Below are 614 nucleotides of genomic sequence, written 5' to 3'. Positions count from 1 at the left end.
GCCGACTTAGTGCGAGCATCCATTCCCGCTGAAATCATTCTTCCGCTGAAACAGCACATTGGTAAAGCGGGTAACTTGTTGGTCTCTGTTGGTGAGCACGTTTTAAAAGGACAAGCTTTAACCCAATCAGAAACGGGGTTTACAGTACCCGTACATGCGCCAACTTCTGGCACAATCACTGCCATCGAGCCTCGAACGGTGGCTCACCCTTCTGGTTTGAGCGAATTGTGCGCCGTCATCACTCCTGACGGCCAAGATACTTGGTGTGAAAAGTCACCTATCGCTGACTACACTCAAGAATCCGCCGATGCACTCATCGACATTATTCGCCTTGCTGGCATTTCAGGGATGGGTGGTGCTGGCTTCCCTACCGCGAAAAAGATCCAATCAGGCATTGCTCGTACAGAAATCCTGATTGTAAATGCAGCAGAATGTGAACCGTACATCACGGCCGATGACAAACTGATGCAGGAGCATGCCGAAGAGCTTATTCAGGGCATCGAAATCGTCGAACATATCCTTAAGCCAAAACTGACGATCATTGGTATCGAAGATAACAAGCCAGATGCCATTAAAGCGCTGGAAAGCGCCGCTCTGAACAAGGACATTGTTAT

1 protein-coding gene is annotated in these 614 nt (G+C 49.0%); it reads left to right on the top strand.

The annotated features are described in order from the left end of the window. On the top strand, nt 1-614 hold a 614-nt coding region (locus R7Q48_RS28740; protein WP_318133749.1), incomplete at both ends, for an RnfABCDGE type electron transport complex subunit C.

The organism is Vibrio sp. 378, from assembly GCF_033339435.1.
This window is presented reverse-complemented; position numbering and strand designations above follow the sequence as displayed.